General features: G+C 41.5%; 16 protein-coding genes and 1 pseudogene. 7 read left to right on the top strand and 10 right to left on the bottom strand.

Annotation, left to right across the window (positions count from 1 at the left end; genetic code table 11):
* Positions 1-7 precede the first annotated feature (7 nt).
* Positions 8-319 (top strand): DUF2909 domain-containing protein, encoded by a 312-nt coding sequence (locus MSC25_RS20350; RefSeq protein ID WP_085065488.1) that lies wholly within the window; start codon positions 8-10, stop codon positions 317-319.
* Here MSC25_RS20350 and MSC25_RS13200 read toward each other — a convergent pair.
* From MSC25_RS13200 to lexA, 5 genes are all read right to left on the bottom strand, one after another.
* Positions 219-1,094 carry a cytochrome c oxidase subunit 3 gene (locus MSC25_RS13200; RefSeq protein ID WP_248443685.1) on the bottom strand — a complete coding sequence of 292 codons (876 nt, stop codon included), beginning with the start codon at positions 1,092-1,094 and terminating at the stop codon, positions 219-221. The genes MSC25_RS20350 and MSC25_RS13200 overlap by 101 nt on opposite strands.
* A 35-nt stretch (positions 1,095-1,129) precedes the next feature.
* Complete coding sequence (locus tag MSC25_RS13205) at positions 1,130-1,660, bottom strand: cytochrome c oxidase assembly protein (RefSeq protein WP_004588216.1); 531 nt, start codon at positions 1,658-1,660, stop codon at positions 1,130-1,132.
* Complete coding sequence (ctaD, locus tag MSC25_RS13210; RefSeq protein ID WP_248443686.1) at positions 1,660-3,252, bottom strand: cytochrome c oxidase subunit I; 1,593 nt, start codon at positions 3,250-3,252, stop codon at positions 1,660-1,662. The genes MSC25_RS13205 and ctaD overlap by 1 nt, the downstream gene beginning before the upstream one ends.
* Positions 3,252-4,388, bottom strand: coding sequence for a cytochrome c oxidase subunit II (gene coxB / locus MSC25_RS13215; RefSeq protein WP_138579335.1), 1,137 nt, complete (start codon positions 4,386-4,388; stop codon positions 3,252-3,254). Before coxB ends, ctaD begins: the two co-directional genes overlap by 1 nt.
* A 472-nt stretch (positions 4,389-4,860) precedes the next feature.
* Complete coding sequence (gene lexA, locus MSC25_RS13220) at positions 4,861-5,478, bottom strand: transcriptional repressor LexA (protein WP_004588213.1); 618 nt, start codon at positions 5,476-5,478, stop codon at positions 4,861-4,863.
* A gap of 177 nt (positions 5,479-5,655) precedes the next feature.
* On the opposite strand from lexA, the gene MSC25_RS13225 reads away from it, so the two are divergent.
* Positions 5,656-6,096: a hotdog fold thioesterase gene (locus MSC25_RS13225; RefSeq protein WP_004589367.1), complete on the top strand. Its 441-nt coding sequence runs from the start codon at positions 5,656-5,658 to the stop codon at positions 6,094-6,096.
* A gap of 10 nt (positions 6,097-6,106) precedes the next feature.
* Here the strand turns inward: MSC25_RS13225 and MSC25_RS13230 are convergent, their stop codons facing one another.
* On the bottom strand, positions 6,107-6,487 hold the full coding sequence (locus MSC25_RS13230) for a hypothetical protein (RefSeq protein ID WP_004589368.1): 381 nt from the start codon (positions 6,485-6,487) through the stop codon (positions 6,107-6,109).
* Positions 6,488-6,715: 228 nt separating this feature from the next.
* On the opposite strand from MSC25_RS13230, the gene MSC25_RS13235 reads away from it, so the two are divergent.
* Positions 6,716-6,970: a Rho termination factor N-terminal domain-containing protein gene (locus tag MSC25_RS13235; RefSeq protein ID WP_024033916.1), complete on the top strand. Its 255-nt coding sequence runs from the start codon at positions 6,716-6,718 to the stop codon at positions 6,968-6,970.
* A 143-nt stretch (positions 6,971-7,113) separates the two neighbouring features.
* A complete protein-coding gene (locus MSC25_RS13240; RefSeq protein WP_248443687.1) occupies positions 7,114-7,830 on the top strand; it encodes a hypothetical protein in 717 nt (238 codons plus the stop codon).
* On the opposite strand, the gene MSC25_RS13245 is transcribed toward MSC25_RS13240, so the two are convergent.
* Positions 7,805-8,155: a VOC family protein gene (locus MSC25_RS13245; protein WP_054983318.1), complete on the bottom strand. Its 351-nt coding sequence runs from the start codon at positions 8,153-8,155 to the stop codon at positions 7,805-7,807. The two genes, MSC25_RS13240 and MSC25_RS13245, sit on opposite strands and share 26 nt — an antisense overlap.
* A gap of 126 nt (positions 8,156-8,281) precedes the next feature.
* On the opposite strand from MSC25_RS13245, the gene MSC25_RS13250 reads away from it, so the two are divergent.
* The 3 genes from MSC25_RS13250 (at position 8,282) to MSC25_RS13260 (ending at position 11,037) form a co-directional block, all read left to right on the top strand.
* Positions 8,282-8,941 carry an endonuclease gene (locus MSC25_RS13250; RefSeq protein ID WP_248443688.1) on the top strand — a complete coding sequence of 220 codons (660 nt, stop codon included), beginning with the start codon at positions 8,282-8,284 and terminating at the stop codon, positions 8,939-8,941.
* 108 nt (positions 8,942-9,049) lie between these two features.
* Complete coding sequence (locus MSC25_RS13255) at positions 9,050-10,669, top strand: S41 family peptidase (RefSeq protein ID WP_248443690.1); 1,620 nt, start codon at positions 9,050-9,052, stop codon at positions 10,667-10,669.
* The gene (locus MSC25_RS13260) at positions 10,669-11,037 is read left to right on the top strand and encodes a hypothetical protein (protein WP_248443691.1); all 369 of its coding nucleotides are present in this window, start codon (positions 10,669-10,671) and stop codon (positions 11,035-11,037) included. The genes MSC25_RS13255 and MSC25_RS13260 overlap by 1 nt, the downstream gene beginning before the upstream one ends.
* 60 nt (positions 11,038-11,097) lie before the next feature.
* Here MSC25_RS13260 and hmpA read toward each other — a convergent pair.
* The 3 genes and pseudogenes from hmpA to MSC25_RS13275 form a co-directional block, all read right to left on the bottom strand.
* Positions 11,098-12,288 (bottom strand): annotated as a pseudogene (gene hmpA / locus MSC25_RS13265) (NO-inducible flavohemoprotein); the annotation flags it as partial.
* 11 nt (positions 12,289-12,299) lie between these two features.
* Positions 12,300-13,532: an NnrS family protein gene (locus MSC25_RS13270; RefSeq protein ID WP_248443693.1), complete on the bottom strand. Its 1,233-nt coding sequence runs from the start codon at positions 13,530-13,532 to the stop codon at positions 12,300-12,302.
* A complete protein-coding gene (locus MSC25_RS13275; RefSeq protein ID WP_054983355.1) occupies positions 13,532-13,801 on the bottom strand; it encodes a hypothetical protein in 270 nt (89 codons plus the stop codon). Before MSC25_RS13275 ends, MSC25_RS13270 begins: the two co-directional genes overlap by 1 nt.
* Positions 13,802-13,950 lie beyond the last annotated feature (149 nt).

Raw genomic sequence — 13,950 nt, forward strand, 5'->3', positions numbered from 1 at the left:
CAACCCAGTGATTATTAAAATTATTATTGTGCTGCTGTTACTATTTATACTTTTCAACTTGTTTAGAGCGCTATTTATTATGGTGACCGATAAATCTGGCGGTCGGCCTATGTCGCATTTTTTAGGCCGTCGCGTGCTGTTTTCTGTGGTGGTTTTGGTGATGGTGATAGCCGCTGTAAAACTTGGTTTTATAAAGGCTAATCACTCACCATTAGCCGTTACAACACATACACAAAAACAAATAAACACAGCCACACCACATCAACAAAATGCCAGTACCAAGCCGCTGCTTGAAACGCAAAATGTTTATCTTTCGTAAAGTGGCCTTTTAAAATACGCACAAATACAACAAACAAAATAATGGCGCCAAGGGTCACATGCATGCCATGAAAACCTGTCAGCAAAAAGAATGTATTCCCGTAAATGCCTGCATCTAGTGTTAAGTTTAAGTCGTTGTAGGCATAAATATATTCTTCTACCTGCAATGCTAAAAAGCACACACCCAATAAAATGGTTGCCCCCAGCATCACTTTTAGCGGTTTACGTTTATTGTTTTCAATGGCTACGTGAGCAAAATGCAAAGTAACCGAAGACGCTAATAAAATAAGCGTATTAATAAGGGGTAAGCCTTGCCACCCCATAGCTTGCGTGGTTTCACCTGCTGGTGTGGTTAGTAGTGGCCATACGGCCTCAAAGGTAGGCCAAAGCACCTCGTTGGTCATCGTATTATTCCCAGCGCCGCCAAGCCAAGGCACCGACAATATGCGGGCGTAAAATAATGCGCCAAAAAAGGCCATAAAAAACATAACTTCAGAGAATATAAACCAGCTCATTCCTTGTCGAAATGAGCGGTCCATTTGCGCTGAATATAAGCCCTGGTCAGACTCGCTAATTACATTTTTAAACCAGCTAAAAATCATATACAGCAGCACTGCAATGCCTGCATATAGCAGGTACACACCGCTGCCCCCTTCACTTTCTAAGTTCATGACTGTTAAAGCCGCACCCACTGCAATAAAAAATAACGCCACCGCGCCCACTATGGGCCACGGGCTTTGCTCGGGTACGTAGTAGTTTTCATAATCTTGATTCATGTTACTTGCTCCTAGTTTTACACTAGACATGCAGGCTAGTTATTACTTGCTACTAGCTGCTCACTAATATCAAATACGGTGTACGATAAAGTTAGCTCTTCTACATCGCTCGGCAGTGCGGTATCAACATAAAAAAGCAGCTTAAACTCAAGCTCTTCACCCGCTTTTAGGGGTTGTTGATCAAAGCAAAAGCACGCTATTTTATGTAAGTACTTGGCTGCCTTTCCGGGCGATACAGAAGGTACCGCTTGCATTACTTTATCAATATCACTGGTGTTTTTTGCGCTAAACATTACCTCTCGCATGGCACCTGGTTTCACATCAACACTGTATTCTTTAGATTTAACAATAAACGGCGCACCACTTTGCGCATGGGTTGTAAAGCTCACACCTATTTCTCGGTTTTGTGCAACCTGTGTACTTTGTTTAGCTTGCTCAAGTGATGGCTTGCCATTAAGCCCAGTTATGTCGCAAAACACGTCATATAAGGGCACTAAGGCAAATGCAAAAGCAAACATACCTATACAAATAAGAATTAGGCGCTTTAATAGCGGTGCATGTGTCATTATTTAATTTCCGGCGGCGTAGAAAAAGTATGATACGGCGCAGGAGAGTCCACTTCCCACTCTAAACCTTCAGCACCATCCCATACTTTTGCAGGGACTTTATCGCCCCCTCTGGCACATTTAATTACCACCGCCACAAAGAGTAACTGCGATAAACCAAAGGCAAACCCACCTATGCTTATGATTGCGTTAAAATCAGCAAACTGCAGGGCGTAATCGGGAATACGGCGCGGCATGCCTGCCAGCCCTACAAAATGCATAGGGAAAAACAATACATTTACGCTTACCAGCGACAACCAAAAGTGCCACTTAGCCAAGGCCATGTTGTACATGTTGCCCGTCCACTTAGGCAGCCAATAATAAGCCCCCGCCATAATCGAAAATATTGCCCCCGTAACTAACACGTAATGAAAGTGCGCCACCACAAAGTAAGTATCGTGATACTGAAAATCAGCAGGGGTTATAGCCAACATCAGCCCCGAAAAGCCCCCTAAAGTAAACAGCACAATAAAGGCAATACTAAATAGCATGGGCACTTCAAAACTTATTGACCCTCGCCACATAGTGGCTACCCAGTTAAATACTTTTACCCCTGTAGGCACCGATATCAGCATGGTCGCGTACATAAAAAATAGCTCGCCAGCAACGGGCATACCGGTCGTAAACATATGATGCGCCCACACTATAAAGCTCAGTAATGCAATAGAGGAGGTTGCGTAAACCATTGAGGCATAACCAAATAGTTTTTTACGTGAGAATGTAGGCACTATGGTCGAAATAATACCAAAGGCGGGTAAAATCATGATGTACACTTCGGGATGGCCAAAAAACCAAAATATGTGCTGAAACATCACCGGATCGCCGCCGCCTGCCGCATCAAAAAAGCTGGTTCCAAAGTATTTATCGGTGAGCACCATAGTGACCGCTCCGGCCAATACGGGCATAACAGCAATTAATAAAAATGCGGTTATTAGCCATGTCCAAACGAATAATGGTAGCTTCATCCATGTCATGCCTGGGGCACGTAAATTAACAATGGTCACAATAACGTTTATTGCGCCCATAATTGAGCTAATCCCCATAATGTGCACTGCAAACACAAACATTGCGGTGTTATCGTTACTGTACGTTGTTGAAAGCGGCGCATAGAACGTCCAGCCAAATGCGGGGCCGCCTCCAGGCATTAATAACGAGGCCAATAAAATTAAAAAAGCGAAGGGTAAAATCCAAAAGCTCCAGTTGTTCATTCTGGGCAGTGCCATATCTGGCGCGCCAATCATGAGCGGTACCATCCAGTTAGCAAGTCCCGTAAAGGCTGGCATTACAGCACCAAACACCATAATTAAACCGTGTACTGTGGTCATTTGGTTAAAAAAGTGTGGGTCTACCAATTGTAATCCTGGCTGAAATAACTCAGCCCGAATAACCATGGCCATTGCACCACCAATTAAAAACATAGTCAGCGAAAAAATTAAGTACATGCTGCCAATATCTTTATGGTTTGTTGTGTATAACCAACGTTTAAAACCTTTGGCTGGGTGATGGCCGTGGTGAGCGTCATTGGCGTTAGGTTGTTCTACTATGCTACTCATTAGTTCGCCTCCGCATCAAGTGCTGCCTGAATTTCACTAGGTTGGATGACATCACCCGTTTCATTACCCCACGCATTACGTTTATAGGTAATTACCGCTGCAAGTTGTTTAATTGAGAGCTGCTTTGCAAATGCTTGCATTGCAGTTCCTGGGCGGCCATGAATCACTACATCAATGTGATCTTTTATATCACCCAAAACAATGGGGCTGCCTTTTAGCGCAGGAAATACGCCCGGTAAGCCCATACCTGTAGGTTGATGACACGCAGCGCAACTTGCCATATACACTTGCTCACCTAGTGTCATTAGCTCTTCTTTAGGAATTGTTGTATCAAGCAATGCTGCATCAGCAAGTGCGGCTTTTTGCTTAGCTTGCTTAGCATCTGCAAGCCATGCGTTAAAGTCCTCTTGCGATTTAGCTTCAACAACCACGGGCATAAAGCCATGATCTTTACCGCACAGCTCTGCACACTGTCCTCGGTAAATACCTTCTTCGTTAATGTTGGTCCACGTTTCGTTGATAAACCCCGGATTGGCATCTTTTTTAACGGCAAAATCGGGTACCCACCAAGAGTGAATAACATCATCAGAGGTCATTAAAAAACGCACCTTTTGATTAATTGGCAGTACTAAAGGTTTATCAACCTCAAGTAAGTAATTAGGGTTTTTATTAGCAAGGTTGGCTATTTCGTCTTGAGGGGTAGATAAAATAGAGTAAAACTCTACGTCTTCGCCCATGTATTCATAATGCCACTTCCACTGTGACCCTGTAATTTTAATGGTTAAATCGGCCTTACTGGCATCTTCCATCGCAATGAGGGTTTTAGTGGCAGGGATTGCCATGGCAATTAAAATAACAAACGGAATGGCAGTCCAAAGAATTTCTACTTTGGTACTTTCATGAAATTGGGCAGGAACTGCCCCTTTAGATTTACGGTGATGAATCAGTGCCCAAAACATTATTGCGAACACTATCACCCCAATCACACAACATATTAAAAATATGGTCATGTGTAGCTGATATACATTATTACTTATATCGGTTACGCCCTTGCGCATATTGTATTGGCTATTAGCCAGCACTTGCTGCGGGAACATAATCAACACAAGCCACAAGGTAGAGGTCAGTTTACCCATGTGACGGCTCCTTTGATGCTATTGCGAATGCAAAGCGAAGAGGCATACGGCTTAAACGCCAATTCGTTATTTTTATTTTTTAACCAATCTTATTTTTGATTGGTATCGCTAGGACAACAAAAGGTTTGTGTATATTGTGTGTTCTCATAACTAAAAAGCTGTGAGTTATTGTTAGTCCAGCACATTAATGATTAGCTAAAAAACGTACAACAAGCAAGTTTTAGTATAAAAAACAATCAAGTGATATTTTAAGATTGACTAAATGACGGCGTATTAAATTGTTATTTAACAGCCAAGACACGAGCAAAATTAAGGGATGTAACACGCTTAGGAAGATAAAAGTATGAGTGAAAAAAAGTTTACAGCCTAAATAATTTTAGGGCGCTTTGAGATGGTGGAAGGTTTGTTTTTAAAACAAAAATGCACACTAAAAAGTGCGCATTTATAGATATTACTTAAAAATAGTTAAAAATTACATCCAGTCGGCATTTCTTATTACGCCAACGGCTAACCCTTCAATATTAAAAGATTCGTTTTCAAGGTCTACCTCTATAGGCGTAAACTCTTCGTTTTCAGCGTGTAATAATACTTTTCGGCCTGCTTTTTCTAGGCGTTTTACGGTTACGTCTTCATCTACTCGTGCAACCACAACTTGGCCGTTTTCTGCAGTTTGAGTACGGTGTACGGCAAGTAAGTCACCATCCATAATACCTATATCTTTCATACTCATGCCGTTAACACGCAGTAAAAAGTCGGCGGCTGGTTTAAACATAAGTGGGTCTATTTTACAGTGACTCTCAACATGTTCTTGCGCCAAAATAGGCGAACCCGCTGCAACTCTACCTATTAATGGTAGCCCTAGTTGCTCTGGCTCTTCTTCTTCAACCAATTGAATACCACGGCTTGCGCCTGGTTTCATTTTAATAACACCTTTTTTGGCAAGCGCTTTTAAGTGCTCTTCTGCGGCATTGGCACTTTTAAAACCGAGTGTTTGCGCAATTTCGGCACGTGTAGGAGGCATACCAGTGTCTTTAATAAAAACTTTTATTAGTTCGAGTATTTGAGCTTGGCGTTTAGTTAATGGTCGCATACAACTGGTTTTCCATACAGTACATTTAACTGTGAGTATATACAGTTAAATAAAAATCGCAAATTTAAATTGTGCTTTAAAATAGCTAAATACTCCGCACCTGGATAAATTTTAGGTAATTACAGACGTTCAGTATTTAAAATGCTATAAATTTGCTTTCAATATAAAGGAGTAATTATGAGTATTTGGCATCAACCCATCACATTAGAGCTTTGCAAACAGTTAGATGAGGGAATAAACGGCCAAGGCACGCTGATGAAAACCATGGGCATAGAAATAACCGAAATAGGAGATGATTACCTAGTGGCTACCATGCCTGCTATTCCTGAGCATCATAACCCTATTGGTATGGTACATGGTGGCGCAAATGTGGTACTTGCCGAAACCGTAGCAAGCTACGCCGCTAACTTTGTAGTGGACTTTACAAAATTTTATTGTGTTGGACAGGAAATTAGCGCCAGCCACTTAAAGGCCTCTCGAAATGGCACTTTAACCGCCGTTACTCGTGCATTTCATATTGGTAAGCGCAGTTCTGTATGGGAAATAAAAATAACCAATAGCCGCGGCGAGCTTTGCTGCGTATCAAAAATGACCGCAGCGGTTGTCGAGCGCAAATAATTAACTATGGCTACTTTTCGATAGGGTAAATCGTTATTTCCATACCAGCGCCAATGGCAGATATGCGTAGCAGTGTATCTGCATGTAGAGCTTGGTTAAAACACTTAGGTGACGTGCCCGACTCAAAGCCTATATCAAACGTTCTGCGCGAACAGCTTAGCCACTGCTTAAGCGCATTACGTGAACACGACTCTATTAATTCACATAAGTGGTTGATTGCTTTGTCTGGCGTGGTTATATCACCTGAGGCTTCAATACGCGCCAATTGACGATATTCGTCTTTGTCATAATGCAAAACCATCGCGTTTTTCTTTAAGTCTGCCACCAGGGCGCTAATATCTTGTTTAGACTCAAGCTCTAGATCTACATTTAAAAATTGAATTTCCGACATTGTCTGCTTTTTACCCTCTTATAGTTTCATCGCAAACTTTAACGCAGTTTTACTTTTATACCAAATCAACAAAGCGCTAAACATGGCTTTATTAATAGAAAATACCTGTTTAAGCGCCATTGGCACCTAATTTGCCTTATAAAACGGGTTAGGCTAGTTACGCTTAATTTTACCGATTATGTATGAAAGTTATACACACACTGTGTAATTAACCGCTTCAGGAGGACAATTATGGTAGATCATGGCCCGCAAATTAAAAACGACGATCAGTACGATGCGCTGCGAGATGAAGGCATGAGCAAACAAAAAGCCGCGCGCATTGCTAATAGCAATACTCATAAAACCGCTGTCAAAGGCGGCAAAGCCTCAAAGTATGAGCAGCGCACTAAAAAGCAGCTGTACAATAAAGCTAAAGAGCTCGGCATTAGTGGCCGCTCTAAAATGAGCAAACAAGGGCTAATAAATGCCTTACGTGAGCATTAAACACAGCCTCACTGATTTTTTATCGCTCCTTTTTATTATTTTTATAAAGTTAGAGTAAGCTTATGAATAACTGCGACAAAATGCCGCAGTAAAAGCATGGGCTGCTGTAATACACTAACGCTAAAAATAATAAGAAGCACAAAATGAAAAAACAACTATTTAAGCGCGCTCGAAAACTACATAAGTGGCTAGGCTATTTACTTGCCTTACAAATTTTAGCTTGGCTTTTAGGCGGCTTAGTAATGAGCGCGATACCACTTGAATACGTACACGGTAAGCACCTTGCTAAGCGCACACTTACAAACCCATTTACTCAAGCAGATTACCCCACATCACTCGATAATATTACTGCGCAAGTGCCTAACCCCACGCAAATAGTGTTTGAGCACTTTTTAACGACCCCGCTTATTACTGTTATTAATAGTGGCGAGCAGCAAAGCTTTAATGGTTTAACGGGCCGCCCTTTTCAGCCACCGACTAAAATACAAATTACCGCTAATGCACAAGCGCATTTACTCATCGATGCTAAGCCAATTAGCACAACGCTTTTAAAACAAGGCACTCGAGAGGTGGGATACAAAACAAATGTGTGGCAAGTACAATTTAACGACACCTTTAATACTACGCTGTATTTAAATGCAATTAACGGCAAAGTTATCACCGTTCGCAGCACACTATGGCACATATTCGACTTTTTTTGGATGCTACACATAATGGATTACGACGAGCGTGAAGATTTTAACAACCCGCTTCTCATCAGTTTTGCAGCCACCAGCGTACTATTTTGTTTATGCGGTATTATTTTATTAATACAAAACGTTAGGCTAAAAAAACTTACACGTGTTGGTCAATCAAAATAGGGTTGCCGTCTGGGTCGGTAATAATAAAACTTTTATCACCCACAGGTTCAACCTGGATATGAGCGTTTTGAAAATATTCGCTAAGCGCATCAACATCCTTAAACTCTGTAACGGTTTGTGCGTTTTGATCCCAGCCAGGATTGAAGGTCAGCATGTTTTTATCAAACATACCCGAGAACAAGCCAATTAAATGCTCACCGTTTTTCATCACTAGCCAGTTTTGCTCTATCTCACCTGCAAACTCGCTAAAGCCCAACTTTTCGTAAAACGCTTTTGAGGCTCTAATATCTTTAACCGTTAAACTTATTGAAAAAGCACCTAGCATAGTCATCTCCTCGCTATTTTTTATATCAGTATAGAGTGTACTAAGCATTGCGGATTAAAATTTGTTCAGGCTTTATCTTTTAGCAGCAAAACTTTAGACTAGCGCCTCCTGTAGTTCACGTATGTGATGGATATGCTTAAATTTATTTTGGCCTTTGTGGCTTGTTGTATTTGTTTTTCTGCATCGAGTGAAGAATTTACCCGTTTTTCAACGGCTAAAAGGCACTTAATTAAAACCCTACCCGAAAACGCCAAAAGCCTTTACTGCGGCTGCGACATTAAAAAGCAAGGTAAAAAGCTAATCCCCGACCCTAGCAACTGTGGTTATATTCCACGTAATACGTTAACTTCCTCTGGCAAGGTTAATGTACGTGCACTGCGTATAGAGTGGGAGCATATAGTGCCGGCGTGGGAATTTGGTCACCAGCTACAATGCTGGCAAAACGGTGGTCGTAAAAACTGTCGAAAGGTCAGTGCTAAATTTAGAAAAATGGAAGCCGATATAAACAATTTAGCCCCTGCTATTGGCGAAATTAACGCAGATCGCTCTAACTATCGCTTTGGTATGCTTAGCGAAAACGCTACCCAATATGGCCGCTGCCAAGTAAAGGTTAATTTTAAACAACGCGTTGTAGAGCCTCCTTTTTATGCCCGTAAGCGCATTGCCGACACCTACGCCTATATGCAAAAAACATACGGCTTAAAAATATCAGCTAAACAACAAAAGCTATTTAATGCCTGGCAAAAACAAGCATTTGCAGATAAAAGCAGCGCAAGTAAGCTGTAGCACACCTAAGTGTATACACTCATTTACATAATTTAGGGGCGAATACGTTGAATAAATGAGCGGGTGTTGTAGTATTTTAAACAACTTATTTACAAAAAGTAGTTTTGTATGTTTAAAAATAATAAAGCAACACTCGCTATTATTGCTGCACTTTCAAGCCTAACGCTTGTGGGCTGTGGCGGTGGTAGCAGCATGAATGAAACGCCCGACCCAGTCGTCACACCTCCTGCAAACACAGCCCCGACATGGACGGCAGGTGTGTTTGAGCCATCGGATGAGTTAAAAAACTTTTGCGAAAACCCACGCACAGGTAACGATCCGTTTAATAATAATGAGCCCTACCCTGACCAAGCCGGTTCGGCCCTTTACGAAAAGCTTTGGCTTCGCTCCTGGAGCGACGAAACCTACCTTTGGTATGATGAAATAGCCGATAACGACCCTGAAAACTTTGCTACAGTGGCCAATTATTTTGCCCAACTAAAAACCGAAGAACTAACCGATTCTGGCGCTAAAAAAGATAATTTTCATTTTTCAGAGCCTTCTGAGGACTACTTTCAAGAAGCGCAATCAGGTGTAACCTCAGGCTATGGTATAAATTGGGCATTTATTGGCGACCCAGCTGATAGAATTTTACGTGTTGCCTACCTAGAAGACGACTCACCAGCAAGCCAAATTGGTTTTCAACGTGGCGATACCGTACTTGAAGTTGATGGCGTAAACATTAATACCAGCACACAAGCAGGCGTAGATACCTTAAACGAAGGCTTATTTAGCCCCACTAATGGCGACTCGCACACCATCGTTGTGCGCAGTAACGATGGCGCTGAAAAAACATTTAACGTAACTGCCGGCAACATAGAGCAAACGCCGGTTCAAAACGTAAAAACCATTACCACTGCAAATGGCACTAGCGTAGGGTACATGCAGTTTAATAGCCATATAGGTATTGCCCAAGAAGGCTTAATTGCTGCAGTTAATAAATTTAAAACCGATAACGTAGAAGAGCTTGTTATCGACTTTAGATATAACGGAGGCGGTTTATTAGCGCTTTCTTCGCAGCTGGCTTACATGGTGGCGGGCAGCGCCAACATTCAAAACCGTATTTATTACCAAACTCAGCAAAACGATAAACAACCGGTAGAGTCGCCTTTTCCGTTTATAGATGAAGAAATTGATTACTCAACTTTTTTTAGCACTGGCGAAAGCCTCCCCGATTTAAACCTATCTAAGGTGTATGTGCTTAGTACAGCGGGTACGTGTTCAGCCTCAGAAGCCTTTATTAATGGCTTAAAAGGCATTGACGCCGAGGTAGTGCTCATTGGCGACACAACCTGCGGTAAACCATACGGTTTTACCCCAACACATAACTGTGGCACCACCTATTACACCATTCAATTTAGCGGTATTAACAGTAAAGGGTTTGGTGAATATGCAGCAGGCTTTACGCCAACGCCTACACCACAGTTTGATGCTGATGTAAAAGGCTGTGTAGTCAGTGACGACTTTGATAATCAACTAGGCGATCCAAACGAAGGGATACTCTCTACTGCGCTTTATCATATTGATAATAACGGCACGTGCCCTGTTAGCACCGCCTCTGCAAGTATTAAAACGCAAGTACAAAGCGCTGCTGGCGATAGCAAGCAGCTATTACCTTTAAACGCACCTAATAACGTTAACCGTGGCAATATGGATTTAACCTGGCCTACGTTAAATAAGGATAAGTAATGGCTAAACTACTGGCAATATTAACCTTATTATTTATTGGAGGCTGTAACAGTATGAGTAATGCCACTGCTAAGCCTGCACTACTTACCGAGGTAAACCCAGGCGTTATAGCCACGCTCCAGCAAGCGATTATAAAAGCAAAGGGCGGCACACTAGTTACGCTGGCCGACACCGTTTTTACTAAACGCAGCGAGTTATTACTAAGCCATGGGAATAGTAAAGACTCAAATGGTATGCCCATAATGGGCGCGCATAATATCAAGCCAGAAAAGTTTGTTTTACAAATAATCGACAAACAGTGCGTGCTTTATTATCCAAAAAAAGATATGTCTATTGAGCTTAAAAACGTAAGCTGTAAAGCACAATAAAATACTATTAAAAAGGCACACAGCATTTATGCTGTGTGCCTTTATCGTTTTTCACTTGGTTTATAAGTCTTGATGCGGACCAAACACTTCGTAATGAATATGCTCGTTTTTAACACCTAGTGCCAGTAACTGGCTTTTCACAAACGCCATAAACCCAGTGGGGCCACATAAGTAAAAATCGCCATTTTTAAGAGGTAACTGTGTTTTTATGGCAGTTAAGTCCATTAACCCTGTAAAATCAGCCCCATCACTACTTTGATTAAACCACGTAATAGTTTGCAAGCTGTTATAAGCCGTACTTAATTCATTTAAATAGTGTGCAAATGAGTGCTGCTGCGTATTTTCGCACGCATGTAAATACATAATATTTTGCTTAGGGTTATCGCTTAATAGCGTTTCGAGCATCGCAAGCATTGGGGTTTGCCCTACACCTGCTGAAATAAGTACCGCTGGGTTTTTACTATTTCGTAAAAAGAAATCACCTGCAGGCGGGTATAGTTCAACTACGTCGCCTTGAGCTAGTGAGTGTAAATAATTAGACACCATGCCAGGCTTTGGCTGCAGCTCTTTTTTAACGCTAATACGGTAGTTTTTACCATTGGCTTTTTGTGAAATAGAATACTGGCGAATTTCTTCATATTCAGCGCCCGCCGGTTTAACTTTAACCCCTAAATACTGGCCTGGTTTATGGGTAATCACCGCTTTGCCATCTACAGGCGTAAGTGTAAAGCTTGTTACGAGTGCTGATTCAACCTGTTTGTTGGTTATTTCAAATTGGCGCGTGCCCGCCCAACCACCGTGTTTATTTTTACTGTGCTCATATAAAGCCGCTTCTTCGGTAATACACATATCAGCAAGCAGTGCGTAAGCTTCACGCCAAGCGTATTCTACATCCGGCGTAAACTGCTCTGGTATTAGCTCTTTTAAGGTGCCAATTAAGTGAGCACCAACAATGGGGTAGTGCTCTGGTAAAATATTTAAACTGGTGTGTTTATGGTTAATGCGCGCTAATGCCTCTTTTAACACCGCTAAGTTATCAATGTTTTGAGCGTATGCCGCTAAGGCGTTAAACAAAGCAAATTGCTGGCGCCCGGTGTTTTGATTCGCCATATTAAAAATATTTTTAAGCTCTGGGTTATGGCTAAATAGTCGCTTATAAAAATGATCGGTCACAACCGTGCCGGCTTGCGCTATTAACGGAGCAGTGCTTTTAACAATCTCAATGGTTTTATCAGATAACATAATGTAGTCCTGTAGGTAAACTAACCACGGCGCCCATCAACACGACGGCGCGTTAATATAGGTGTGCAGTAAATTAAAAATAACAAAAAAGCCACTAACCACAGCAAGGCACTGATCTGCCAAGCAAAGTGTGGCGCAATAATTAAAGGGAGTATGGAGCGAGTAATAGCTGCCACCAGCACAAGCGCAAAAGCAACAGATATATATTTAGGTGTATTAAGCGTACGCCCTGTATGCCCTAGTGATACACGGGTCATCATGGCTAAAATCATCATCCCTATTGTGCCAATAGTGATAAGGTGGAGCGCATCTTTGAAGGGGATTACGCTTGTGTAAAAGCTCAGTGTAATCATCATTAAGCCAACACCTAAAGCAAAATAAGAAAAATGCAAAGACCATAATAAAGGCACTTTTAGCACGTTTGCATGCCACCAAAGTTTTGCTCGAATTAAGTGAAGCACAGCCACTATTGCAACAATGAATGCAGGGCTAATTGAGCTTAAAAATAATTTACTGATAAAAAATAAAGTAATTGCCAATATTGATAAATACAGCAGTGCTTTATCAATATTAGGAGTGCGTACTTGCTCGCTAAGCGCTAAGCCTTTAGCTGTAAAAAAAGGAATAACCCGCCCTGCTACAATGCCGACCAGTAAACTGACAACCAGTACCGCAGTGTCAACCACAGCTAATGCAAGCTGCATGTTGTTATTTAAAACAAGTAGTAAATAAAGAGTATTAAGGGCGCACAACACGCTTAAAATAACTAAAAACGGGTAATTATTTTTACTGCGTGCTGTTAATAGCATATTAGCCAGTGCCGTAATTGCCCCAAGCCACCATGCTAGCTGTAGCAAAGTAACAAGCCATAAATTAGCATTAGCAAAATCAGCCAGCTTTATAAAAAATGCTAAACGAGCACTTATCCATACAAAAGTAAGTAGCATAAGTGCTTTGCCACTTATACTTTCAACGCCCGTCCAAGTTTGTGCCGCCGTAAGTAAAAAACCGACTGCTACCACTCCTGCAAAGCCAAATAGCATTTCGTGCGCGTGCCAAAGTGTGGCTGGCATGGTTAAGTGCCAACTAGCATAGCCCGTTAAAATAAGTAGCCAATACCCTATCGATAAAAATGCCAGCAAACCGCCTGCTAAAAAGTAGGGTCTAAATGCAAGCATCCATAACGGCCATTTTGTTACGTGATGAATAGCTATGTGCGCTGGCATTGGCTCTGTTAAATTTAGTGGGCGCATTAGCGTACTTCCTGCCCTAAACCATGTTGAGCAACACAACGCAGCACATAACTAACTTTTAAAATAGCTGCCACTACAATCGTACTAATATGCGCTGATATTTGTACCTGCATCGAAAAGTGCTCTGCGTACGGGTAACTAATTAAAATGCTCACAACCATACAAATAGCGCTAAGCCCTAATACTGCATTAGCAGTAAATAATAGCGATTTAAAAAATGCGCCTAACTCAACCTGGTTGTTTACATTATTTAGTGTAAGTGTGTTCATAACTACCTCAGCAACCATTAACGTTACTTAGCTATTACACATAGTGTGCCAATAAAATAAAACACTAATATTCAGTAAGTTAAACATAAACACTTTACAAATTGAGTCTTTATGACACACTCTAATTTAAATCATAAAAACACGAATAG

It is taken from the genome of Pseudoalteromonas sp. 1CM17D (assembly GCF_023161805.1).
Classification (GTDB): domain Bacteria; phylum Pseudomonadota; class Gammaproteobacteria; order Enterobacterales; family Alteromonadaceae; genus Pseudoalteromonas; species Pseudoalteromonas atlantica.

Bases quoted from the DNA above. Each gene is read 5' to 3' on its own strand.
- MSC25_RS13200 (WP_248443685.1), bottom strand. From the start codon at position 1,094: ATGAATCAAGATTATGAAAACTACTACGTACCCGAGCAAAGCCCGTGG.
- MSC25_RS13205 (WP_004588216.1), bottom strand. From the start codon at position 1,660: ATGACACATGCACCGCTATTAAAGCGCCTAATTCTTATTTGTATAGGT.
- ctaD (WP_248443686.1), bottom strand. From the start codon at position 3,252: ATGAGTAGCATAGTAGAACAACCTAACGCCAATGACGCTCACCACGGC.
- coxB (WP_138579335.1), bottom strand. From the start codon at position 4,388: ATGGGTAAACTGACCTCTACCTTGTGGCTTGTGTTGATTATGTTCCCG.
- lexA (WP_004588213.1), bottom strand. From the start codon at position 5,478: ATGCGACCATTAACTAAACGCCAAGCTCAAATACTCGAACTAATAAAA.
- MSC25_RS13225 (WP_004589367.1), top strand. From the start codon at position 5,656: ATGAGTATTTGGCATCAACCCATCACATTAGAGCTTTGCAAACAGTTA.
- MSC25_RS13230 (WP_004589368.1), bottom strand. From the start codon at position 6,487: ATGTCGGAAATTCAATTTTTAAATGTAGATCTAGAGCTTGAGTCTAAA.
- MSC25_RS13240 (WP_248443687.1), top strand. From the start codon at position 7,114: ATGAAAAAACAACTATTTAAGCGCGCTCGAAAACTACATAAGTGGCTA.
- MSC25_RS13245 (WP_054983318.1), bottom strand. From the start codon at position 8,155: ATGCTAGGTGCTTTTTCAATAAGTTTAACGGTTAAAGATATTAGAGCC.
- MSC25_RS13250 (WP_248443688.1), top strand. From the start codon at position 8,282: ATGGATATGCTTAAATTTATTTTGGCCTTTGTGGCTTGTTGTATTTGT.
- MSC25_RS13255 (WP_248443690.1), top strand. From the start codon at position 9,050: ATGTTTAAAAATAATAAAGCAACACTCGCTATTATTGCTGCACTTTCA.
- MSC25_RS13260 (WP_248443691.1), top strand. From the start codon at position 10,669: ATGGCTAAACTACTGGCAATATTAACCTTATTATTTATTGGAGGCTGT.
- MSC25_RS13270 (WP_248443693.1), bottom strand. From the start codon at position 13,532: ATGCGCCCACTAAATTTAACAGAGCCAATGCCAGCGCACATAGCTATT.
- MSC25_RS13275 (WP_054983355.1), bottom strand. From the start codon at position 13,801: ATGAACACACTTACACTAAATAATGTAAACAACCAGGTTGAGTTAGGC.